This is a genomic window from Bradyrhizobium sp. LA2.1, assembly GCF_040547725.1.
GTDB classification, from domain to species: domain Bacteria; phylum Pseudomonadota; class Alphaproteobacteria; order Rhizobiales; family Xanthobacteraceae; genus Bradyrhizobium; species Bradyrhizobium barranii.
This window is the reverse complement of the sequence record NZ_JBEPQI010000005.1, coordinates 381672-404780: the sequence shown is the minus strand read 5'-3', so window position 1 is coordinate 404780 and position 23109 is coordinate 381672. Positions and strand designations below refer to the sequence as shown.

The following is a 23109-nucleotide window of genomic DNA, read 5'->3' as shown; positions in this document are numbered from 1 at the left end:
CCGTCTCCCGCGCCCCCGAGACCCGGCAAAGGGACAGGAGTGGGCTTTAGTGCTTCTAAATTTTTCAGTCAAAAGTTCATCATGACTAAATACAGCTGTCAATCACATTGCTAGGATGCGCGACCTTTTCACGCCGCCGGCCATTCCGGCGGCGAGGCAATGCATGGGAGAGCGACATGGATGGTCGCGGCGAGACCAACAGCCCGAAGGACGCCCCGGCGATCGAGGCTGACGATGCGGTCGACCAGCGGCTCGGCGAGACCGTGCGGCTGCTGCGGCAGCGCGCCGGCCTCTCGATCCAGGACGTCGCCACCAAGACCGGGCTCTCCAACGGCATGATCAGCCAGCTCGAACGCGCGCGGGCCATGCCGTCGATACGGACGCTGCGCCTGCTCAGCATCGCGCTCGACGTTCCCATCTCCTATTTCTTCGAGACCACCGATCCCGCCGACGTGCAGCGCTACATCGTGCGCAAGAACAGCCGGCGCCTGTTGCGGCTCACCGCCAGCGGCGTCGTCAAGGAAGCGCTGACGCCGGCAGACGAGGGCCAGCTCGAACTCTACGAGCTGACGCTCAACCCCGGCGCCTCGTCCGGCACCGACTTCTTGCAGCACACCGGCGAGAAGGCCGGCTACATCCTCTCCGGCAGCCTGCGGCTGTGGCTCGACAACCAGGCTCATCTGCTCGAGGCCGGCGACAGTTTCCGCTTTCCGAGCATCGTGCCGCACATGTTCGACAACCCGACCCAGCAGGCCGCGCGTGTGATCTGGGTCACGACGCTGCGCCAGACCGATTCGCCGGCAGGTTGAGCGCGAGGAACGCCGGCGCCCTGCCGGAAATTGCCCCTCGACGCAGGCCCGCGGAGCCTGTAGCTGACGTGAAGCCGGAGCAATCTACAGCGCGAACGCGAGGGTCCCGCGATTGACGTCGTTGGTGTGAGACCATGAAACTCAGACCGCTTCTGACACTCGCGATGGCCGCGCAGGTCGCCGTGACCGCCGCGGCCCTCCTCGCCTCCTATGCCGCGACCGGGACCGGGTTCGGCTTTGCCCAGGTCGTCGCATTGCTGGCAAGCGGCGCCGTCGCGGTACTGCTCGCACGCCTGTGCACGCGCGCGATCGAAACGGCGCAGGACAAGCGCGCCGCCGCGCAACTGGCCGAGCAGGCCCAGGCCAGCGCACAGATGACCCAGGCCGTCATCAAGACCGCGCTCGACGCCTTCGTTCAGACCGACGCGAACGGCATCGTCCTGGAGTGGAGTGTCCAGGCCGAGGCCCTGACCGGATGGACACGCAAGGAGGCGCTCGGCGCCGACGTCGTCAACCTCCTCATCGCCGAGCCGCTCCGCGACGGCTTCAGGCAACGCATGATGCGGCTTTTGCCGGAACTGTCGGATACGCCGATCGGCATCCGGTTCGAAGCAACGCTGCTGCACCGGAACGGCGACCAGATCCTGATCGAGGCGTCGAGCACGGCGCTCCAGCTCGGCGGGCGCACCATCATCAACAATTTCGTCAAGGATGTCACCCAGAAGCGCGCGGCCGAGGAGCAGCTGATCCAGGCCCAGAAGATGGAGGCGGTCGGCCAGCTCACCGGCGGCATCGCGCACGAATTCAACAATATGCTCACCGTGATCACGGGCACGATCGAGATCCTCGCCGACGCCGTGAAGGACGACCCGCCGCTTGCGACCATCACCAAGCTGATCAGCGAGGCGGCCGATCGCGGCGCCGCGCTGACATCGAGCCTGCTGTCCTTTGCCCGCAAGCAGGCGCTCCAGCCGGCCGAGATCGACGTCAACGAACTGCTCGAAGAAGTGGCAAAGCTGCTGCTGGCGACCTTCGACAAGAAGATCGAGATCGTGTCCAGGCTCGACCGCAACGTCTGGCTGGCTTTCGCCGACCGCGGCCAACTGAGCGCAGCGCTGCTCAACCTCGCGATCAACGCCCGCGACGCGATGCTGGATGGCGGCAAGCTCACGCTGACGACGCGCAACGTGGTGTTCGGCGTGCGCGAGGCCGTGGCGGTGGGCGCCGGCTATGCCGGCGACTATGTCGAGATCGAGATCGCCGATACCGGCACGGGTATTTCGCAAGCCATTCTCGAACGCATCTTCGATCCGTTCTTCTCGACCAAGGATGTCGGCAAGGGCACCGGGCTCGGTCTCAGCATGGTGTTCGGTTTCGTCAAGCAGTCCGGCGGCGGCATCAAGGTCACTTCTGAAGAAGGCCGCGGCACGATTTTCACGATCTACCTGCCGAAGGCTGAGACCAGCACGCTCCGTCCGGCTGGCTATGACGAGCGCAAGGTGGTGGGCGGCACGGAGACAATCCTCTGCGTCGAGGACGATCGCGACGTCCGCCAATATGTCACCGTCCAGCTCGAAAGCCTCGGCTACAAGGTCATCTCCGCCGCCAACGCGACCGAAGCGCTCGCCATCGTGGCCGACGGCACGCCGTTCGATCTGCTCTTCACCGACATCGTGATGACCGGCGGCGTCAACGGACGCGAGCTCGCCGAACAGATGGTGGCTGCGCGGCCCTCGCTGCGGGTGCTGTTCACGTCGGGTTATGCCTACGATTCGCTGCACGCGCAGGGACGCGCCACCATGGGTGCGCCGCTTCTGGCAAAGCCGTACCGAAAAGCCGAGCTCGCGCGCATGCTGCGCCGCTCCCTCGACACCGCCGTCGACGCCGCGGGCGATCCGATCCCGACGCCGTACTCGGTGCAGGCGGATGTCGAGGGCTTTTTGCGGAGGCAGGCGGCTGAAGACAGCGGCACGACGCGATCGCGAAAATAGATGTCTGACGCCTAGCTCATCCTTCGCCGCAGCGTTGCCGACGGCGTCTCGCCGAATTTTTCACGGTAGGCACCCGCCATGCGGCCGAGATGGGTGAAGCCGAGATCGAAGGCGATCTCGGTGATGGAGACATCCGGCGAAGCCTGCGCGAGCCGGGCGTGCAGAGCAGCGAGGCGCATGTCGAGCAGCATCTCCGAGATCGATACGCCGAAGTGGCGGCGGAAGCCGAGCTGGAGCGCGCGGACGCCGATCCCGGACGCGCAGGCGAGCTGCGCGAGGTCGAGCGGCTCACCGGCATTTTCCGCAAGATGGTCCCGCGCGGCGCGCAGTGCACGCGGCAAACGCTCGGCTTGCCCCGAGAACCTCCTGATGGCATCCGACAGGCCATGGCGCTGGCCATTGAGGAGATGATCGAGCAGCACCTCGCGCCAATCGGCCATTGCGACCGGTGAAAGCCTGCCGGACGGCCCGAGACGCTCGGCGAGCAGCATCAGCTCGGCAAGGCTGGTCCGAAAGTCCTGCCCCGCCGGTGCGTCGAGGTCGATCGCGGCATCAAACTCGACTGGGCCGGCCGCCCTGCCCGACAGCGACGCAGCGCGTTGCTCGACCATGCGACGGTCGAGCAGCAGGATCGCCTGCGCACAATCGCTCCACATCATCCGGGTCGGGATGGTCGGCGACAGCAGCGACGCCGTCCGGCCCGGCGCGGCATCGATTTCGCTGACGCCGGCGCGAATGCGGGCGGTGCCGGTGAGCGGGACCTGTACCAGGAAGAAGCGCTCGAGGCAGCCGGGATCGATGCTCACCGACCCGCCATAGGCGACATAGTTGATGGAGAAGCCGTCGAACGCCGCGCAATTGTGCCGGGCTGAGAAGCCCGGTCCGCGCGGCCGTACCGGCTCGAGATCGTGCGGGCAGAAGATGCGTCCGATCTGCTCTGCCGCTTCGTCGACATCGTCCGTGGTGACGCGGGCGAAGTCCGCAAGCCGTTCGGCTTCGGACCGCCGCGTGCTCATTTCCAGCTCGGCTGCGGACATCGTCGACCACGCCTCGGGTCACGGAGTTGCTTTAAGCCTATAATAGTTCCCGGGACGCGAAAAGAGCCGCGTCGCAAAATCGTCGTGCTGCATGGCAACAGCCGCATCCGGATTCGTTTAGCGGATAGACAGCGACCGTCGACGGGCCGAAGCTCCATCCTCGCCGGAATCCATGAGGAGTGAGCCATGACTGCACTCGAAAAGGGCATAACCGCTGTTGGCACGGGCTATGGCGGAAAGAGCTGGAACATCCTTGGCCAGGTCTATTTTCCCAAGGCCGTCACAGATTCCACCTTCGCGTTCGAGACCAACAGCGAGCCCGGCCAGTTCGTGCCCGTGCACATCCATCCGACCCAGGACGAGTTCATCCTGGTGCAGGAAGGCACGCTCGACCTCAAGCTCGACGGCCAATGGGTCAAGGCCCATGCCGGGGATCTCGTGCGCATGCCGCGCGGCATCCCGCACGGCTATTTCAACAAGTCCGACAAGCCGTGCCGCGCGCTGTTCTGGGTCTCGCCGATGCAGAAGCTGGAGGCGCTGTTCAACCAGCTCCACAATCTGACGGACCCCGCCGAAGTCGTGCGCATCTCGGCGCTGCACGAGGTCGACTTCCTGCCGCCCGAGGCCAACGATTAGGCGGCCAGCCTTCTCGTCCAGTTTCATCTGCCTGCAGGTCCGCCGGGCGCGCATCGCGGCCGAGCGTGGTCGCTTGCGCCCGAAACACATTGATTCCGAGGAATCCCATGGTCAGTCCCAAGCATGTCTGCGTGATCGGCGCCGGCGTCTCCGGCCTCGCCGCCGCAAAGGCGTTCTCGAACCACGGCCACCGCGTCACCATCGTCGAGCGCAGTGCCGATCTCGGCGGCGTCTGGGAGCCGGCGCGCTCCTATCCTGACGTGCAGACCCAGAGCCCGAAGGAGCTCTACCGCTACACCGATCGCGCCATGCCGGACACCTATCCGGAATGGCCGACCGGGCCGCAGGTCCATGCCTATCTCTGCGACTATGCGAGAAACTTCGGCCTCGACCACATGCTGCGCCTCAACACTGGGGTCGCCGGCATGGAGCGCCGCGCCGATGGCAAACCGGGCTGGACGCTCGCGCTATCGGGCAAGGACGGCGCGGCGACGAATGAAGACTTCGATTTCGTCGCGGTCTGCACCGGGCAGTTCAACGAGCCGCGCGAGCTGCATTGCCCGGGCGAGGACGGCTTTCTGGCGCAGGGCGGCCAGATCCTGCATTCGTCGACATACAGCGATCCAACGCTGGCGAAAGGGCGGCGCGTCGTCGTGCTCGGCGGCTCGAAGTCTGCGACCGACATCGCGGTGAACGCGGTGAAATCAGGTGCACGCGAAGTCACGATCGTGATGCGCGAGCCGGTGTGGCGCATTCCCTATTTCATCGGCGGGCTCGTGAACTTCAAGCGCATCCTTTACATCCGCGCGCAGGAGGAGATGTTTCCGGGCTGGGGCGCGAGCTCCATGGCACGGCTCGCGCACCGCATCGCCGCGCCGCTGATCTGGGCGAACTGGCGCGGGCTGGAGAGCCTGCTGAAGGCGCAGCTCAAGCTGAACCGGTGCAAGATGGTGCCGAAGGAGCGGATCGAGGACGGCGTCAACTGCTCGGTGCCGATCGCAACGCCGGACTTCTACCCGATGGTCGCCGACGGCCGCATCAAGGCGGTGTTCGGCAGCTTCGACCACTATGAAGGCGACAGCATCGTGATGAGCGGCGGCGAGCGCGTCGCGGCCGACGTCGCCGTGCTCGCGATCGGCTACAAGCTCGGCGTGCCGTTCCTGCCCGAGGCCTATCGGCAGAAACTTGTCGATGCGGACGGGCAATACCGGCTCTACCGCCTGATCGCCAACCCTGATCTGCCGGAGATGGGCTTCGTCGGCTTCAACTCGTCGTTCTGCACCGTGCTCTGTGCCGATCTCGCCGCGAACTGGCTGGTGCGCTACGCCGACGGCCAGCTCTCGAACCAGCCGACGGCGCAAGCGATGCGCGACAATGTCGAGATGATGCTGCACTTCAAGCGGGTCGAACGGCCGGCTGCCGGCGTCTATGGCGGCCTCTGCGTCGCGCCCTATCACTATCGCCATTTCGACGAGCTGATGGCGGACATCGGCGCCAAGAACCAGAAGCGCGGCGGGCTCGCCGGACACTTCCAGCCGCCGGATGCGGATGCCTATGCGAAGTTCCTGGCGACGGCGCCGGAGTACCGGGCCACAGCATAAGGTCGGAGAACCCGGGCTGAGCGTGATTTGCAACTCGCCAGTCCGCGCGTTTGATGTTTACGATCCCGTGACCGACGAATCTCCGGCACATGGGAACCGGCCATGGGACGACGATGTCACGCCGCCATAGCCCTGGCGGTGCTTGGGCTGATCCTCACGACGTTCACAGTCGGCCGGGCACAAACGCTTAACGCGAAGCAATCGGAGGCGCTCGCCACCTATGATCGCGCGCTCGGCGATTTCAAATCCATCCTTGCCGAGCGGCACCGACAGATCGAGGCAAAGGAGCCGCTGCCGAACCTGCCGGGACAGGCGCTCTATCTGGCGCGCGTCGCGGTCATCAGTGCTTACAAGGATCTCACCGACGCCATGCCGTCGCGAATCGGCAAGCCCAACAAGTTCGAGATACCACCGGCCTATTTCGACGCCGATATCGAGCCGCTGATCGACGAATATTCAAAGCTGTTCGACGTCATGGAGGCGCCGCCCGCCGGCGCGCAGAACTCGGCGACGCCGTTCAAGGACGTCGTCGATCTCGCCACAGCGATCGCACGCGCCAAGGGGCTTGCACCGGCTCACGCCGAAGCTGCGGGCCGGATCAGCCTCGGGCTGTTCTTCGCCGAGACCAACGGCAAGCAGAATGTCCGCAACGGGCGCTCGAATACCTATATGGGCAGCTTCCAGACCGGCCCGTCCGAGGACCGCAACGGCCGCCGGAAGTGGGAGGCGATCAAGAGCGAGATCGCGGCGGCCAACCCCGAGCTGAGCGCCCGCGACGACAAGGAAGAGGCGCGCGCCCGCGGCACGGACTATCGCTTCAACCATTGGACCAACGTGCGCGACGGCCTGATGAACGCGCACGCGGATGTGTTTCGGGAGATCCCGGGAATCGTGAAGACGCTGCCCGATCCGATCGACCAAATGAAGCTGTTCGAACTGATCCAGATCGTGCCGACCCCGACGCGGTCCGCGCTCAAATCAGGCGATGTCCTGAATTACAGGGTGTCCAGCCCGACCATCATGAAGCACCTGCGCAACAACAGCATCTTCGCGTTCGGACAGGCCGACCGGGCGCGCAACTCGGCCAGCTTCCGGGAGATCCTCGCTGCGATGTGGCTGTTCAACCGCAAGTTCGAGCGCGCGATGGCGAAATATTCGGAGATCAAGGGGCGCTGAGGACATACAGAAGGGCGACGCCCCGCGAGACTCAGCACAATTATAGATAGAGTGTGAGCTAGTTCATATCAGCGACCCCATGCCGGGCGTAGTTTTGCAAGGAGATGTCTCGCGTCCCGGCGCCAAAGCGTTGCGGGTTTCCGGACGTCAAGCCGAGCGAACATCTGTCAATCCATAGGAGGACAGGCCATGAAGTTCGCAGCACTGCTTTTTGTCTTCACTCTCGCCGCACTCACGACGACTGTTCCTGCAGATTCGGCCAACGCGTGCGCGCGCCCCTGCGGACACTATTGTTGCGGATAATCGGCGGAGAATTCCAATGCGCCCATTGGTCAAGTGGGGGGCATTAGTCGCGATCGTGAGCATCGCACCACTGGCATCCGTGGCCGCGATACATCTACGCACGCCCCCAAATCGGCTCAACGAAGCAATCACCGCTATCGGCTTTCACCCGATAACGCCACCGGTCCTCCTGCGCGCTCCAGGCTCCATCTATCATGTCTCTCCGAACGGCCAGGATTACGACATGCTGTGCGAAGTCTCGCCGGATCGGCTGGTCGGCGTCACTCGTACTTCATCTTCAGCGACCCAGGTCACTTCGGAGCTACGAAAGACACAGTATTCGCTCGACTCAAAAGTCGTGCGTTCGATTCAGTCACATACCGATGCAAAATTGGCAGAAGCTGTAAAGCTCGAGCTTGATGACGTTCAAGTGTTGGAAATCTCACTTGAAGATCTATCAATCATCGCGGAGGAGCTGTTCCGCCGCGAGTCCTGCGATCGGGAAGTGAAACGTTATCTGGAAAACGGGGAATACGTTTGCCAGGGACAGCGGGTTCTCAAGGCGTCGACGAAATACGTCGCGGCCTATGACAATTCAGCGGCGGGCTCCGTGGAGCAAACGACGGACTTGATAAGGAATAATTTCGATCCGACTGTCAGCATACAGGGCGGTCAGAGCCTCTCTGGAGCGAACCTCTATTATGGAATGAGACTGGCACCGCGGTGCCTGTCCCTCCAGGATGCCAAAAGGCAGCCACGGCCGCCGTCCTCGCTCTGGGACAGACTGGTCAATCACTTTCCTTCGCTTGAGTTCTTTTGAATACGGCCACGCGATCCGACACGGCGGCAGGAGTGTTCATGCAGGCGATGACTGACTTTTTCGCCGCATCCGCATCCCGGAATCATGCGTCGACACTCTAATTCGTCGGCACTCTAATTCTCCGCCTTGTAGCCGTCCGTCAGCGTCTTCAGGAACGCGATGATGTCGGCTTCGCCCTGCTCCGTCATTGCCGGCTTGTCGCCGGGGTGGCGATCGAAGGGCGGATCGGTGACGTCGACATTGGCATGATATTTTTGCGGCAGGTCGTCGTATTTCCGCACCGCGCCGTCGGCGCCGCGCGGAAAAACCTTTTCCGGATTGGTGTCGCGAAAATTGTAGAAATCCAGGACCTGCTCGAGGGTGCTAAAGACGCCGTTATGGAAGAAGGCGTGGCGCGTCGCCGTGTTGCGCAGCGTCGGCGTCAGGAACATGCCGCAATATTGCGTCTGCTCGGCAATGTCGGTGCGCTGCGGGCCGCAGACGCCTAGATCGAAATGGCTGGGATCGCGATTGCCGGCGAGCGCGGCATTGCGCGGCGCGCCGAGCGCCTCGTATTGGTGATCGGTGAACAGCGGCGGCAGGCCGTCGCGGGTCGGCGCCGAAGTATGGCAGCCGGCGCAATTGGCCCTGTCAGGATCGTTGAACGCTTGCAGGCCGCGCAGTTCGGTCTCGGTGAGCCGCGCCCTGCCCTCGAGCCAGTAGTCATACTTGCTGGTGTAGGGATGGAAGCTCGGCTCCTCCACCTGGTAACGCGCCACCGCGAACATCGCCTCCGCGATCAGGAGCCGCTGATTTCTGAGCACGCCGGCGCCGAACAGCTCGACGAAGCGATAGGCGTAAGGCGCACGGCGCAGCTTGTCCGCGACGATCTCGGCACTGCCGCCGTCCATCTCGTTGGGGTCGAGCAGCGGGAACAGCGCCTGGTCCTGGAGCGTGTCGGCGCGGCCGTCCCAGAACAGGCCGCCTTGCGGCACGATGTTCGCCGATGCGCCGCTGCCGCCGGCGGTCTTCGTCGTCCGCGCGGCCTGCTGGCCGATTGCAGCCATCTGCGCGAGATCGATGACGTTGTCGTCGTCGCCCTTGTCGGGGCCGATGCTGAAATTGGGATGGCGATCGAGATAGGTCAGCGATGGCACCGCGCGCGCGCCTTGCCGCGACAGGGCGGCGCCGCCGAGCATCACCGGCCCGTCGTTGGGCGGGCCGTAGGCGTGATCCGGGCTGTGGCAGGATGCGCAGGACAGCGCGCCGGACGACGACAGCGATGCGTCGTAGAAGATCTCCTTGCCGAGCTGCGCCATCGCGGACAATGGCGTGACGGGCGGGCGCATGAGGCGAACCGGATTCGGGTTCGCGCCGAGCTGGCTCGTCTCCGCAAGTCCTTGCGTCCCGGCCGCAAAGACGGCGCCGGCCAGACAAAGCAGGCCGGCGCCGAGGAGCCACATGGTGCGGCTGTTCATCAAGCGTCCCGTCGGACTAGTGGTGGTGGTGCTCGCCCGGCGGGCTGGTGATCGCCGTGCCGGAGGTCGGATCAAGGAACAGCGCGTCGGTCCGGTAGTCATGGCTGTGATCCTGATCGAAGTCGAACAGGTCCATGATCGAGCCGGAGCTGGCATCGAACGAGCCGCCGCCGATACGCTGGCCGCGCAGCCAATTGTCCTCGATGAACCGCACCACGGACGCCTGCGAGATGTAGGTGCTGCTCACGTGGTTGGTCCTGGCGTAGGGCGAGACCACGATGAACGGAATGCGCGTGCCCGGACCGCAGCGGCCGTTCACCGGCTTGCCGCCCAGACCCTTCGGTGCCGGCTGCTTCTGCGGGCCGAGGCCGCACAGGCCCGGACCGTTGACCTGATCGGCGGTCGGATCGTAGGAGGCGGTCTTCGGCGCAACGTACTGGTGGTCGTACCAGCCGTCGGAGTCGTCATAGGTGATGATGACCGCGGTTTCGCGCCACTCCGGCTGCCTCTGGAGGAAGTTGATCAGCTCGACGTTGCCGACCTGCTCGTCGAGCGGATCGGAGTTGCCGGCGTGACCGTCCTGGTAGGCCGACATCTTGATGTAGGAGACGGCCGGGAAATTGCCGGCCTTCACGGCGGCGTAGAAGTCCTCGAGGTCGTAGGCGTGGTTGGCCGGATCGACGGTCTTGCCGCCCTTCTCGTAGGTGTGGCCGATCGCATCGACCGAACTCGGCCGCGCATGGGTCGGGTTGGCGGTCGACTTGTAGTACTGGAACCAGGCGTGGTGCGGGCTGTAGTCCACGATCGTGCCGTTCACGTTGCTGGAGAAGGTGGTGCGCGCGCAGCCGGTGGTGCCGTTGGCATTCTTGAGCGTCAGGTCAAAGCCGCCCATGAAGCTGCCCCAGCTGATGCGCTCGTCGTTGAGCAGGTCGCCGATGTTCTTGCCTGTCATCAGCACGGTGCTGCTCGTGCTCGAGCAGGAATCGTAGGCCGGGTCCGTGTCGCCGATCAGCGTCAGGCCGCCCTGGCCGTCGGCGATCGACGCCGAGGTGCCGACGATGTTCTGCGCGCCATTGGTCTGGCCGGAAATCACCGCGAGCGCGCCCTGCGTCGACGGACCGAAAGTGTCGGTCCAGGCATTGTCGCTCATGGCGAAGTGCTGGGCGTAGTTCCAGAAGGCGGTGGTGGTGTTGCCGTCGAAATAGCCCATGACCTGACCGTTGGTGCCGAACGCACCGGCGCCGCCGGCGGTGCCGCGGCCGGTGAATTTCGGAAACAGGTCTTCCTTGCCGTTGTCCACGGCCTGCTGCTCGGGCGTGTAGGAGTGGTTCTGCGAGCGCGTGTTGGCCTGGGTGCGGTCGAGGCGGAACGGATCCGTTGCGCCGGTGCCGTTGGCCGCGCCGTTGTTCGGATTGTTCACCAGCAAATGCGCGTTGGCGAGATTGTTGACCTTCGGCGTATGCGGCTTCGGCACGAAGGGGATCGAGCCCGACGGATTGGCCGCGTTCGGATAGGTCGCGAAGTAATGATCGAACGAGCGGTTCTCGTTGAAGATGATCACGAGATGCTTGATCGGCGTCTCGGTGTGGATGTCATGCGGATGACGGTGATGATCACGGTCGTGATCGTTGTCGCGACCTTGATCATGCCCGTGATCGCGGTCACGGCCGAAATCGTCCGCAAGGACGGGAAGAGTGCACGCGAGCGCGCTCGCGGCCGCGACAATCGCAGCCGTCGTCAGTAGTCTCGATTTCATTTTTTTGACGCCCCGGAAATGTGGATGTTTACGATCAGAAATGTTCTAAACATCGCGAGTGACAGAGCCGTGTCAGTTTGACGCACGAGACACTTTGCGCAGTGGTCGAGGCATATTTTTTATGCAGCCACCCGCTTCGGCCGTGCCGAAGCGCGTCTTGCCGTTTTATTCCAAGGGCGAAGGCAAAAATGATCGCGTTCAGATTGTTGCGCAATGCCCCCGGTTGCATTTAGCTTGACCGGACAAGAACAAAGTCTCAGGGGGAAACATGAAAGCCGCTCTTCGCAGGCGCACGCGCCATGCCGCGTCAGCCCTGGTCGCAACGTCCTTTGCCGGCTTTGCAAATTTCGCCGCTCATGCCGAGATCGTCGTCACCGCCAATGACGGCAAGATGATGCTGGAGAACGGCAATGCCGTGGTGCGCAAGCAGCCGTTGCCGGACACGGTCAGCGTCATCGATCTCACCGATGGCGCGCTGAAGCTTTTGGGCGAGGTGCCGGCACCCGCCAGCGTAGTCGGGCCGCCGCCGAGCGTCGCGATTGCGCCGGACGGCTCGCTTGCGCTGGTCACGGGTGCGATGAAGCTCGATCCCGCGGATACAACCAAGACGGTCCCCGACGACAAGCTCTCGGTGATCGACCTCAAATCCACCCCGCCAAAGGTGCTCGCGACATTGCAGGCCGGCCCAGGCGCCGCCGGCGTCTCGATCAACCGTGCCGGCACGCTGGCGCTGGTTGCCAACCGCAGCGAAGGCACCGTCTCGGTCTTCGCGATCAGCGGCAATACGCTGACCGCAGGCGGGAAGATTCAACTCGGCGATGCCAAGTCCGGCCCCAGCCATGTAGTGTTCTCCCGCGACGGAGCCACCGCGCTGGTCACCCGCGACGGCGACAGCAAGATCTCGCTTCTGAGCGTGGACGGGACCAAGGTCGAATACACCAAGCGCGACCTCTCCGCCGGCATCCGCCCCTACGACATCGACCTCACCGGCAGCGCGGTGGCCGTCGTCGGCAATGTCGGTGCCAGCAGCGGCGACAGTGACACGATCAGTCTGATCGACATGACCGCCAAGCCGATCCGCGTCGTCACGACGGTTACCGTTGGACAGACACCTGAGGCCGTGAAGATGTCGCCGGACGGCAGCCATGTCGCCGTCACCGTCATGAACGGCTCGAACAAGCCATCGGCCTCGCCCTTCTTCAACGATTTCGGCCTGCTCAAGGTTTACAGGATCTCGGGCACCGACCTCACGCCGGTGGCGGAGGCCAAGATCGGCCATTGGTGCCAGGGCATGGTGTGGTCAAAGGACTCAAAACATGTCGTGGCGCAGTGCATGGTCGAGAACGAGCTGATCGCGTTCTCGTTCGACGGCAAGACGCTGACCAGGACGTCCACACTCAAGCTGCAGGTGAGCCCCGCAGGCATTCGCACCGCGGAGCCGTGAGGCCAGTCGTAACAGCAGGCGAAGAGCCTGGAATGGCCGTCAGAGCCGCTTGGTGAAATGGTAGCGACGAATGCCGCCGCCCAATGTCTTGTTGCTGGCGGCATCGGCGATCTCCTCGCGCACATTCTCGTATCCTGCGTTTCGATACAGCGCCAGCGCGTCCTGCTGAAGCTCGGACGTACTCAGCTGCAATTGCAGCCGATTGCGGCGGCGGCATTCCTCCTCAGCAAACGCCAGCATCGTTCGCGCGATACCCCGGCGCCGCGCGCCGGGAGCAACGTACATGCGCCGTAACTCCATCGCGTGTTCGCCAGAGGCCTCCAGTCCAAACATGCCGACGATTTCATCGTCATCGACGGCGACCCAGAAACCGCCGCTCCGATCCGAATAATAATCGGCGAGACGATCTATCTCCTCCGCGAGGGAGCGGGTGATGTATCCTTCAAACGCCTCCGCCAAATGCACCGGCGCCAACAGGCGATTGACCTGGATGAACAGCTCGCGCACGGCGGCCGCATCGGCCAGCAAGAAAGCGCGGAACCGAATCTCGCTTGCCATGGAGGCGGCGCCCTTACTCAGTCCGAATCGGCGTGTCCTTCAGGCCGTTGTTGTCATAGGCCTTGCGCAAGGTGCCGTTCGTCGTGGCTTCCGTCATGAACCTGGAAACGAACGTCAGCGCCTGGGGATGACCGAGCGGGACGGCGACGGCCGTCATCGTTTTCTTGAAGGTCTCGTCCAGCACCTTCGTGCCCGGGATCTTCTGCGCCATCTTGTTGAGCTGGTCGCGCGACAGCGCGAAGGCGTCGATCTCGCCGCTCTTCAGGAAGCCGAAGATCTCGTCATAGGTCTGATAGCCCGTGACTTTCGCATTCTTCAGGTGCGCGATCGCGCCGCGCATGGTCGTGGTGGCATTGACGGCCGCGACCTTGATGCCGGGCTGGTCGAGGCTGGCGAAGTTGGTGACGGCTGAGCCGGGCTTGACGATGTAGGTGGCATCCGCGACCTCGTAGATCGGGCCGAACATCATCTTGGTCTCGCGCTCGGGATCTTTTGGCAGCCAAGTGACGTCCCAGGTCCCCTTGCCGGCCGCGTCGGTGATCTGCCCGGAATTCTGGTGCACGACATATTCGACGGGCACGCCGAGTTGGCCGGCCATCTCCTTGCCGAGGTCGACCGGCACGCCGGCATAGCCGGCTTCGGTCTTGGTCGACCAGAACGCGCCGCCCGCCGGGCTGATCGCGATCGCGACCCGCAGCTTGCCGGTCGGCGCGATCTCGTCCTTCAGGCCATCGGCTAGCGCGGGCATGGCGACTGCCGCTGCGAAAACGAGGCCGGCAAGGGCCGCCTGGAGGGACGTGGGCATGTCATGTTCTCCTCACCTTTTCTTCTCTGCTTCTCGACCGCTTCGTTTCCGTCACTCGGCCTTTGACACAATTCTGGTCGATCATGCACGATGAAAAGCGGTTTGCCATGACAAACGTGTCAAAGGCCACTGCGCCATTTGCAGTGCAAGGCTGGTGACCGCCATGGCTATGGTGTTCCACGGCCGGGCATTTGTTGGTAGCCTGCCACACCGACAGACAATAATCGGGGGCCACCGAATGACCTGCGCGAATCCCGCTGATCTCGCACAACGGAACGGAGCGTGGAGACATGTCGGGCGGGCACTCGTTGCCGCAGCGGCCGTGGTGGCGCTCGCCGGCTGCGAGGACAAGAACACGTTCGTGGCGCCGTCGCCGCCGAAGGTGGACGTGGCGGCGCCCGTGCAGCGCGCGGTGACGCGCTATGTCGAAGCCACCGGCAACACCGCGCCGGTCAAGAGCGTCGATCTGGTGGCGCGCGTGCAGGGCTTCCTGCAATCGATCGACTATCAGGACGGCAGCTTCGTCAAGCAGGGCACCCAGCTTTTCTTAATCGAGCCTGAGACCTACAAGCTCAAGCTCGAGCAGGCGCAGGCGGCCGAGGTCGGCGCGCAGGCCACGCTCAAGCAGGCCGAGGCCGATTTCAAGCGGCAGGTCGACCTCGTGCAGCGCCAGGCTGTCTCGCAGGCGACTCTCGACACCTCAACATCCACCCGCGACAACGCCCAGGCCAGTCTCCAGCAAGCCCAGGTCAAAACGAGGCTCGCCGAGGTCAATTACGGCTACACCAAGGTGAGCGCGCCGTTCGACGGCATCGTCAGCGCGCACCTGGTCTCGATCGGCGAGCTCGTCGGCGTCTCCTCCCCGACCCAGCTCGCAACCATCGTCGCGCTGGATCCGATCTGGGTGAACTTCACGGTCAGTGAGCAGGACGTCCTTCGCATCCGCGCCGAAGCGGCCCGTCGCGGGCTGACCGTGGCCGACCTCAAACAGTTGCCGATCCAGGTGGGCCTCCAGACCGAGACCGGCTATCCGCATGAAGGCCACCTCGACTACGTCTCGCCGACCCTCAATACATCAACGGGCACGCTCGCGGTACGCGGCGTCTTGCCCAACGGCAAGCGAGCGCTGCTGCCCGGCTATTTCGTCCGGGTCCGGGTGCCCTTCGACCAGGACAAGAACGCCCTCCTCGTCCCCGACACCGCGCTCGGCAGCGACCAGGGTGGCCGCTATCTCCTGGTGGTCAATAGCGACAACATTGTCGAGCAGCGCAAGGTGCAGATCGGTCAGGTCGACAACGGCCTGCGCGTGATCGAAAGCGGCTTGAAGCCGGACGACCGCGTGGTGATCGCGGGGCTACTGCGCGTGATCCCGGGCCAGAAGATCGATCCGCAACCGACGAAGATCGACCAGCCGCAGGCGTCGGCCAAGTGAGGGGTCGCCAGCCATGATCTCGAAATTCTTCATCGAACGGCCGGTCCTCTCGAACGTCATCGCGCTTCTGATGATACTGATCGGCGGCGTCGCGCTGTTCAACCTCGCGGTCGCGCAATATCCCGACGTGGTGCCGCCGACGGTGCAGGTCACCACGCGCTATCCCGGCGCCAGCGCCAAGACCGTGATCGACACCGTCGCGCTGCCGATCGAGCAGCAGGTCAACGGCGTCGAGGACATGCTCTACATGCAGTCCTACAGCGGCTCCGACGGCACCTATACGCTGACCGTGACCTTCAAGATCGGCACCGACCTCAACTTCGCACAGGTGCTGGTGCAGAACCGTGTCTCCAGCGCGCTGTCGCAGCTGCCGACCTCCGTGCAGAACCAGGGCGTCACCGTCCAGAAAAAATCGACCTCGATCCTGCTGTTCGTGACGCTGACCTCGCCGGACAAGACGTTCGACAGCCTTTATTTGAGCAACTACGCCACCATCAACATCCGCGACGAGCTCTCGCGCCTGCCCGGCGTCGGCAACGTCACGGTGTTCGGCGCCGGCCAGTATTCGATGCGGGTGTGGCTCGATCCGAACAAGCTCCAGGTCCGCGGACTGATGCCGTCGGACGTCGTCACGGCGATCCAGCAGCAGAGCCAGCAGGTCTCGGCCGGCCAGGTCGGCGCGCCGCCGACGCCGCCGGGACAGGCGTTCCAGTACACGCTCAACGTCAACGGCCGGCTCGACGACACCACCCAGTTCGAGAACATCATCGTCAAGACCGGCACCAGTGGCGACGTCACGCGCGTGCGCGACGTCGGCTGGGTCGAGCTGGGCGCGCAGACCTACAGCCAGATCTTCTCGCTGAACAATCAGCCGGCCACCGGCATCGGCGTGTTCCAGTCGCCGGGCGCCAACGCGCTCCAGGTCGAGCAGGCCGTCGAGAAGAAGATGGCGGAGCTTGCAAAGCGATTCCCCGAAGGCATCAAATACGACACGCCGTTCGACACCACCAAATTCGTCGAAGCCTCGGTGCACGAGGTCTACATGACGCTGATCGAGGCCGGCCTGCTGGTGCTGGTCGTGATCCTGGTGTTCTTGCAGGACTGGCGCGCAATGCTGGTGCCGGCGACCACCGTGCCCGTCACCATCATCGGCGCGTTCGCGGCGATGGCGGCGCTCGGCTTCACCATCAACATGTCGACGCTGTTCGCGATCGTGCTCGCGATCGGCATCGTCGTCGACGATGCCATCGTCGTGGTCGAAGGCGCCGCGCACAACATCGAGCAGGGCATGAACGGCCACGACGCCGCGATCAGGGCAATGGACCAGCTGTTCGCGCCGATCGTCGGCATCACCCTGGTGCTGATCTCGGTGTTCCTGCCGGCCTCGTTCCTCGCCGGCCTCACCGGGCGCATCTATTCGCAATTCGCGCTGGTGATCGCGGCGACCGCGCTGCTATCCGCCATCAACGCGGCCACGCTGAAGCCGACGCAATGCGCGCTCTGGCTGCGGCCCACGGTGCCGCCGGAGCAGCGCAACTTCTTCTACCGCGGCTTCAACGCCGTCTATAACCGTGTCGAGCGGGGCTACACGCGCCTCATCGGCGTGCTGTGCAGGAACAGCACGATCTCGGTCGCATTCGCACTGGTGCTGATCGGGATCGGCGGCTACGGCCTGTCGCGGGTGCCGACCGGCTTCCTGCCGATCGAGGACCAGGGCTATTTGATCGCCGCCGTGCAACTGCCCGACGGCGCCGCGCTGGAGCGGACCCAGACGGTGCTCGACAGAGCGAGCGAGCTGATCAAGGACACGCCGGGTGTCCAGCAGGTCATCACCATCGCCGGCATCTCCGCGCTCGACAACAGCGCCAGCCTTGCCAATGCCGGCGTCGCCTACATCATCCTGAAGGACTGGTCGGCGCGCAAAGGGCCCGGCGAGGATCTGCGTTCGCTGGTCTACGGGCTGAACGACAAGCTCGCGACCATCATGGAGGCGCGCACCCTGGTGTTGCCGCCGCCGCCGATCCAGGGCATCGGCAACGCGGCCGGCTTCTCGATGCAGGTCGAGCTGCGCGACGGCAACAGCGATTTTGCAAAGCTCCAGGCCATCACCGGCGCGATGGTTTCCAACGCCCAGAGCCAGAGCGCGCTGCAGCGCGTATCGTCCTCGTTCCGCTCGTCGGTGCCGCAGTTCAACGTCGAGATCGACCGCATCAAGACCCAGACGCTGCACGTCACCACCGATCAGGTGTTCGCGGCGCTGTCGACCTATCTCGGCTCGTCCTATGTCAATCAGTTCAACAAGTTCGGACGCGTGTTCCAGGTCTATACCCAGGCCGATCCGGCATTCCGCGTCACCGAGCGCGACATCGCCAACATGCAGGTACGCAACTCGAACGGCGACATGATCCCGATCGGCACCGTCGCCACGATCACGCCGGCCACCGGCCCGTCGCTGATCAGCCTCTACAACCTCTACCCTTCCTCGACCATCGTCGGCCTGCCGGCGCAGGGCTACTCGTCCGGCCAGTCGCTGCAGCTGATGGAGGAGATCGCGGACAAGACGCTGCCGCCGGGCACGGGCTATGAGTGGACCGCGATGTCCTACCAGGAGAAGGCCGTCTCGAACCAGATCTACTGGGTGTTTGGCCTTGCCATGCTGCTGGTCTATCTCGTGCTCGCCGGCCAGTACGAGAGCTGGTACGCGCCGATCTCGGTGATCCTCGCGGTGCCGCTATCGCTGATCGGGCCCATGCTCGTCCTCAACGCCTTGAAGATCGACAACAACCTCTATTGCCAGATCGGCCTGATCCTGCTGATCGCGCTGTCGGCCAAGAACGCGATCCTGATCGTCGAGGTCGGGCTCGAGCTGCACGGCCGCGACGGCAAGCCGGTGCTGGAATCCGCGATCGAGGCGGCGCGCGCCCGTTTCCGCCCGATCCTGATGACGTCGTTCGCCTTCATCCTCGGCGTGGTGCCGCTGGTGATCGCGACCGGCGCCGGTGCCAGCGCCCGCAAGTCGATCGGCATCACCGTGTTCTCAGGCATGCTGGCCTCGACCTGCCTTGCGGTGCTGTTCGTTCCGGCCTTCTTCGTGGTGGTGCAGCGCTTCGAGAACTGGCGTGCGTCGAAGAAGGCGCCGAAGGCAAAGACGGTGGCCGAGGTGAAGCCGTAGTTTTTCCGCGGAGGCGGGCTGCCGACGAACAAAAAAGTCGAAAACAACCCCATGCACCGTAGAACGGCGTTGATGGCATTGGAGTTTTTGGAGCGTTCCAGTGCTTTGACACGTCGGGCAAAACACCGGCAGAATGGCATTGTGGGCGGGGTGCACGATGCGCCGGTCCATCCCCCGTCATTGCGAGCGCAGCGAAGCAATCCAGAGTCCCTCCGCGGAGACAGTCTGGATTGCTTCGTCGCTACGCTCCTCGCAATGACGAGCGGAGAGAGCGCTGTCCTCACGCCGCCGCCGGCGTCCTGATCTCGCGCGGCAGGATGATCGCGGCGGCGATTGCGAGCAGGCAAAGCGCGGCGAAGGCGTGCAGCATAGTGACGAAGCCGCCCTGCTCGTAGAGCCAGGCGACCAGGCCCACGGAGGCGCCCGCGGCGGTGAAGCCGATGAAATAGCGCACCGCATAGGCGCGCGAGCGCCATTCCTCGCTGGTGTATTTGCCGACCATGGCATCGTTCACCGTGACCTGCCCGAACGCGCCCATGACGATGCCGATCGAGACCAGGATCAGCGGCAGATTGGACAGGCTCGCGGCGAGATACAGGAACGGCGCCAGCATGAAGGACAGCGGCAGGGCCACCGTCTTCAGCGAGTAGCGGTCGAGCAGCCGGCCGATCGTGTACTGGGTCATCGCGCCGAACACGTAGACGCAGGCGGCGATGACGCCGAGCAGCGCCGGGCTCTTCGTCAGGTCGGCAAGCCGTTCCGCGAACAGTTTTGGCAGCGCGACGGTCACGGCATTGAAGGTCGTCGAGATCGCGATCACGACGATCAGCAGCGACAGGATCACGCGCCACATGTCTTTCTTCGCCACGCGCGCCTGCGCCGCTGCCTGCTTCGAGCCCTTGCGATCCTCATGCACGACCATCATCGCAAAGGCGATGCCGATCATGATGGTGACGACACCGGGCACGATGAAGGCAAAACGCCAGCCGAGATACTGGCCGATCACGCCGGTGACCAGCGCGGACGACGCGACGCCGAGATTGCCCCAGACGCCGTTGATCCCCATCTCGCGGCCGAGCCGGTCGGCATAGGACACGATCATCGCGGTGCCGACGGGGTGATAGATCGAGGCAAAAATGCCGATCGCGAACAGCGCCGCGCCAAGCTGAGCCGGGGTCTGCACGAAGCCGACCGAGATCATGGAAGCACCGATGCCGACGAAGAAGATCAGCATCATGTGGCGGCGGCTCCAGCGGTCCCCGAGCCAGCCGGTCAGCAGCGAGCCGGCGCCGAAGGCGACGAAGCCCGGCGTCGCATAGGGCAGAAGTTCCGAATAGGCCATGCCGAGCGCCGGCCCCATGATGATGACGGCGGCGGCGAAGATCAGCATCGCATAATGGTCGATGAAATGGCCTGCGTTGACGAAACTGATCACCCGGCTGGGGCTGTTCATTTCCCGAATCCTCTCCTGCTCCGAAATGAGTTATATGTCCTGGGCATGACGGGATGCTGCCAATGACTGTCTTGGAAACGCCAATTCTCAGGGAGGTCCGGAGCAACCATCGCTCGCCCGCGGGCGTGCACCTCGTCGCCCGCGACTATCCCAAGGGCATGCGGATCGATCTGCACATGCACCGCGAGGCGCAGCTGATCTATGCCGCCAAGGGCACGATGCAGGTGACGACGCCCGGGGGACGCTGGCTGGTGCCGCCGGACCGCGCCGTCTGGGTGCCGGCCGGGCTCGAGCATGCCATCGACCTGCTCGCCGACATCGAGATGCGCACGCTGTATTTCGACCTGCCCTGGCTCAAGCGCGAGCAACGCTATGAGGGGCTGACCAAGGAATTCGTGGTGCGGGTATCGCCGCTGCTCAACCAGGCGATCCTGGCGCTGTTCGACGCGCGCAACACCGAGGAGCGGACCGAGCTGCTGGTCCGCCTGGTGATGCTGGAATTGCACCAGGCGGAGGATTCCGCGACCTTCGTGCCGCTGCCGCATGAGCCGCGCTGCCGGCGCGCCGCGATGATCGTGCTTGACGATCCCACCGGTCTGCACGACATCGACACGCTGGCGCGCGAGGTCGGAACCTCCGCGCGTACGTTGTCGCGGCTGTTTTCGACCGAGACGCAATTGAGCTTCAAGAGCTGGTGCCAGCGCGCAAGGGTTGCGGCAGCGATCCAGCGGCTGTCGACCGACCCCAATGTGTCGGTGAAGCAGCTCGCCACCCAGCTCGGTTATGCCAGCGTGCCGGCGTTTTCGGCGGCATTCCGTCAGGTGACCGGGCGGACGCCGACGGAGTTTGCGGGGAAATAGTCACGGTGTCGTCGCCCGGCTTGACCGGGCGACCCAGTATTCCAGAGACGGCCGTGATTGAGCCGAGAGGCCGCGGCGTACTGGATGCCCCGGTCAAGCCGGGGCATGACAGCTTTGGTGGCACTCTCGGCCTCGCGGGGCATGACAGCTTTCCTGGTGGCGCATGGCACCACGAAAGATACAAAATTCCCCTGCTTGATTGTGATCGGCTTCCGCCTAAATCCCGTGTAAGCTTCCGCAGCGCACAAACCGGAATCGAAACGACCAGATGGCCAACGCCTTCTTCTCAGACCTGCTCGCCACCATCTCCGATCGCGGCCGCACGCTGCTGCGCCGCGGGGACTCCGCCGACGCCAAGCACGATGCCGACGGGCTGATCGAGCTCTGCGGTGCGCTGCTGTCCGGTCGCGGCGAAGCTTCGGGCACTGCCATGGCGCGTGAGGTGCTCGACATCTACCAGGAGTTGGATGCGGCAGGACGCCGCGCCTTCTTCGAAGCCCTGGTGCGCGATTTCGGCCCCGATCGCGAACGCCTGTCCAAGGCGATCGAAAAATGGCGCGCCAAGCCCAGTGACGAAGACGCGAGCTCGCTGCACTTCGCCTCCGAGCCGCGCCGGCAGGAGTTGATCCGCCGCCTCAACCGCGCGCCGGGCGGCACCGGCGATCTCGTCAACATGCGCGCCGATCTGCTCGGCATGATGAACGGTCACACCGATCTCGCCGCGCTCGATCGTGATGTCTCGCATCTTCTCTCGTCGTGGTTCAACAGGGGGTTTCTCGTGCTGCGCCGGATTGACTGGTCGACCCCGGCCAACATCCTCGAAAAAATCATCCGTTACGAAGCCGTGCACGAGATCAGCGACTGGGACGATCTGCGCCGCCGCATCGATCCGGTCGACCGGCGCTGCTACGCCTTCTTCCATCCCGCCATGGTCGACGAACCCTTGATCTTCGTCGAGGTGGCGCTGACCGAGACGATCCCCGGTGCGATCGCGCCGCTGCTGGCGGTCGACCGTCAGCATCTGCCGATCGAGCGCGCGCGCACCGCGGTGTTCTATTCGATCTCCAACACCCAGCGCGGCCTTGGCGGCATCTCCTTCGGCAGCTTCCTGATCAAGCAGGTGGTGGAAGAGTTGCGCCGCGAGACGCCAAAGCTCGACACCTTCGTAACGCTGTCGCCGGTGCCGGGCTTCATGCAATGGGTGAAGCAGGACAGGGACCTGCCGCTCTCGGACGAGGACCGCGAGGTGCTGAAGCGCCTCGACGATCCCAAATGGTTCGAGAACCCCGAGACGACGACGCTGCTCCGCACCGTGATCGAACCGCTCGCCGCCTATTACTTCCTGAAGGCGCGCACGCCGAAGGGCAAGCTGATAGATTCCGTCGCCCGCTTCCACCTCGGCAACGGCGCACGTCTCGAGCGCATCAACTGGCTCGGCGACCTCTCGCCGAAAGGCGCACGCGAGTCCGCCGGCGTGATGGTCAACTACCTCTACCGCCTCGACGACATCGAGAAGAACCACGAAGCCTACGCCAATGACGGCGAGGTCGTGGCGTCGAGCGCGGTGAAGAAGCTGCTGAAGGGCGAGGGGCGCAGGCTGCTGGATATGCGGCTGTCGTAGGGACAATTGCGGTGTCATCGTCCGCGAAGGCGGACGATCCAGTATTCCAGAGGCCGGCGTTGGAGAAACTCGCTCTGACCACATCCGCCGCGGCGTACTGGATGCCCCGCCTGCGCGGGGCATGACAGCGGAGCGCGGCGGCTACTGGACATACCGCTATCCCAGGCGCTATCCGTTTCATCAGTTCCTGCACCAAAGA

General features: G+C 64.3%; 17 protein-coding genes. 11 read left to right on the top strand and 6 right to left on the bottom strand.

Annotated features, from left to right (window positions below):
- The first annotated feature begins 176 nt into the window (after nt 1–176).
- Together ABIB95_RS12255 and ABIB95_RS12250 are read left to right on the top strand one after the other, a co-directional pair.
- On the top strand, nt 177–809 hold the full coding sequence (locus ABIB95_RS12255) for a cupin domain-containing protein (RefSeq protein ID WP_063981448.1): 633 nt from the start codon (nt 177–179) through the stop codon (nt 807–809).
- Nucleotides 810–943: 134 nt separating this feature from the next.
- Nucleotides 944–2800 (top strand): ATP-binding protein, encoded by a 1857-nt coding sequence (locus tag ABIB95_RS12250; protein ID WP_354239578.1) that lies wholly within the window; start codon nt 944–946, stop codon nt 2798–2800.
- Nucleotides 2801–2811: 11 nt separating this feature from the next.
- Here the strand turns inward: ABIB95_RS12250 and ABIB95_RS12245 are convergent, their stop codons facing one another.
- Nucleotides 2812–3837, bottom strand: a complete 1026-nt coding sequence (locus tag ABIB95_RS12245) for an AraC family transcriptional regulator (protein WP_354239576.1) — start codon at nt 3835–3837, stop codon at nt 2812–2814.
- Between the two features lie 186 nt (nt 3838–4023).
- Here ABIB95_RS12245 and ABIB95_RS12240 point away from each other — a divergent pair, with 186 nt between their 5' ends.
- From ABIB95_RS12240 to ABIB95_RS12225, 4 genes are all read left to right on the top strand, one after another.
- Nucleotides 4024–4473: a cupin domain-containing protein gene (locus tag ABIB95_RS12240; RefSeq protein ID WP_063981444.1), complete on the top strand. Its 450-nt coding sequence runs from the start codon at nt 4024–4026 to the stop codon at nt 4471–4473.
- Between the two features lie 107 nt (nt 4474–4580).
- The gene (locus ABIB95_RS12235; RefSeq protein WP_354239574.1) at nt 4581–6074 is read left to right on the top strand and encodes a flavin-containing monooxygenase; all 1494 of its coding nucleotides are present in this window, start codon (nt 4581–4583) and stop codon (nt 6072–6074) included.
- Between the two features lie 102 nt (nt 6075–6176).
- Nucleotides 6177–7250 (top strand): hypothetical protein, encoded by a 1074-nt coding sequence (locus ABIB95_RS12230; protein WP_354239572.1) that lies wholly within the window; start codon nt 6177–6179, stop codon nt 7248–7250.
- Nucleotides 7251–7569: 319 nt separating this feature from the next.
- A complete protein-coding gene (locus ABIB95_RS12225) occupies nt 7570–8352 on the top strand; it encodes a hypothetical protein (RefSeq protein WP_166343939.1) in 783 nt (260 codons plus the stop codon).
- Between the two features lie 113 nt (nt 8353–8465).
- Here the strand turns inward: ABIB95_RS12225 and ABIB95_RS12220 are convergent, their stop codons facing one another.
- Together ABIB95_RS12220 and ABIB95_RS12215 are read right to left on the bottom strand one after the other, a co-directional pair.
- The gene (locus tag ABIB95_RS12220; protein ID WP_354239570.1) at nt 8466–9809 is read right to left on the bottom strand and encodes a cytochrome-c peroxidase; all 1344 of its coding nucleotides are present in this window, start codon (nt 9807–9809) and stop codon (nt 8466–8468) included.
- A 16-nt stretch (nt 9810–9825) separates the two neighbouring features.
- Complete coding sequence (locus ABIB95_RS12215) at nt 9826–11565, bottom strand: phospholipase C (protein WP_354239568.1); 1740 nt, start codon at nt 11563–11565, stop codon at nt 9826–9828.
- 268 nt (nt 11566–11833) lie between these two features.
- Between ABIB95_RS12215 and ABIB95_RS12210 the strand changes: the two genes are divergently transcribed.
- Entirely contained in the window at nt 11834–13009 is a 1176-nt protein-coding gene (locus tag ABIB95_RS12210) for a lactonase family protein (RefSeq protein WP_354239566.1), read from the top strand.
- Nucleotides 13010–13048: 39 nt separating this feature from the next.
- Here the strand turns inward: ABIB95_RS12210 and ABIB95_RS12205 are convergent, their stop codons facing one another.
- Nucleotides 13049–13567 (bottom strand): GNAT family N-acetyltransferase, encoded by a 519-nt coding sequence (locus ABIB95_RS12205; protein WP_354239564.1) that lies wholly within the window; start codon nt 13565–13567, stop codon nt 13049–13051.
- Between the two features lie 13 nt (nt 13568–13580).
- Nucleotides 13581–14372 carry an ABC transporter substrate-binding protein gene (locus ABIB95_RS12200; RefSeq protein WP_354131752.1) on the bottom strand — a complete coding sequence of 264 codons (792 nt, stop codon included), beginning with the start codon at nt 14370–14372 and terminating at the stop codon, nt 13581–13583.
- A 238-nt stretch (nt 14373–14610) separates the two neighbouring features.
- Here ABIB95_RS12200 and ABIB95_RS12195 point away from each other — a divergent pair, with 238 nt between their 5' ends.
- Together ABIB95_RS12195 and ABIB95_RS12190 are read left to right on the top strand one after the other, a co-directional pair.
- Nucleotides 14611–15804: an efflux RND transporter periplasmic adaptor subunit gene (locus tag ABIB95_RS12195; RefSeq protein ID WP_354239561.1), complete on the top strand. Its 1194-nt coding sequence runs from the start codon at nt 14611–14613 to the stop codon at nt 15802–15804.
- Between the two features lie 13 nt (nt 15805–15817).
- Nucleotides 15818–18976 carry an efflux RND transporter permease subunit gene (locus tag ABIB95_RS12190; RefSeq protein ID WP_354239559.1) on the top strand — a complete coding sequence of 1053 codons (3159 nt, stop codon included), beginning with the start codon at nt 15818–15820 and terminating at the stop codon, nt 18974–18976.
- Between the two features lie 280 nt (nt 18977–19256).
- On the opposite strand, the gene ABIB95_RS12185 is transcribed toward ABIB95_RS12190, so the two are convergent.
- Nucleotides 19257–20429: an MFS transporter gene (locus ABIB95_RS12185; RefSeq protein WP_354239557.1), complete on the bottom strand. Its 1173-nt coding sequence runs from the start codon at nt 20427–20429 to the stop codon at nt 19257–19259.
- Nucleotides 20430–20482: 53 nt separating this feature from the next.
- Here ABIB95_RS12185 and ABIB95_RS12180 point away from each other — a divergent pair, with 53 nt between their 5' ends.
- Nucleotides 20483–21289: an AraC family transcriptional regulator gene (locus ABIB95_RS12180; RefSeq protein ID WP_502917815.1), complete on the top strand. Its 807-nt coding sequence runs from the start codon at nt 20483–20485 to the stop codon at nt 21287–21289.
- Between the two features lie 268 nt (nt 21290–21557).
- Nucleotides 21558–22910 (top strand): malonyl-CoA decarboxylase, encoded by a 1353-nt coding sequence (locus ABIB95_RS12175; protein WP_354239553.1) that lies wholly within the window; start codon nt 21558–21560, stop codon nt 22908–22910.
- The last annotated feature ends 199 nt before the right edge of the window (nt 22911–23109 follow it).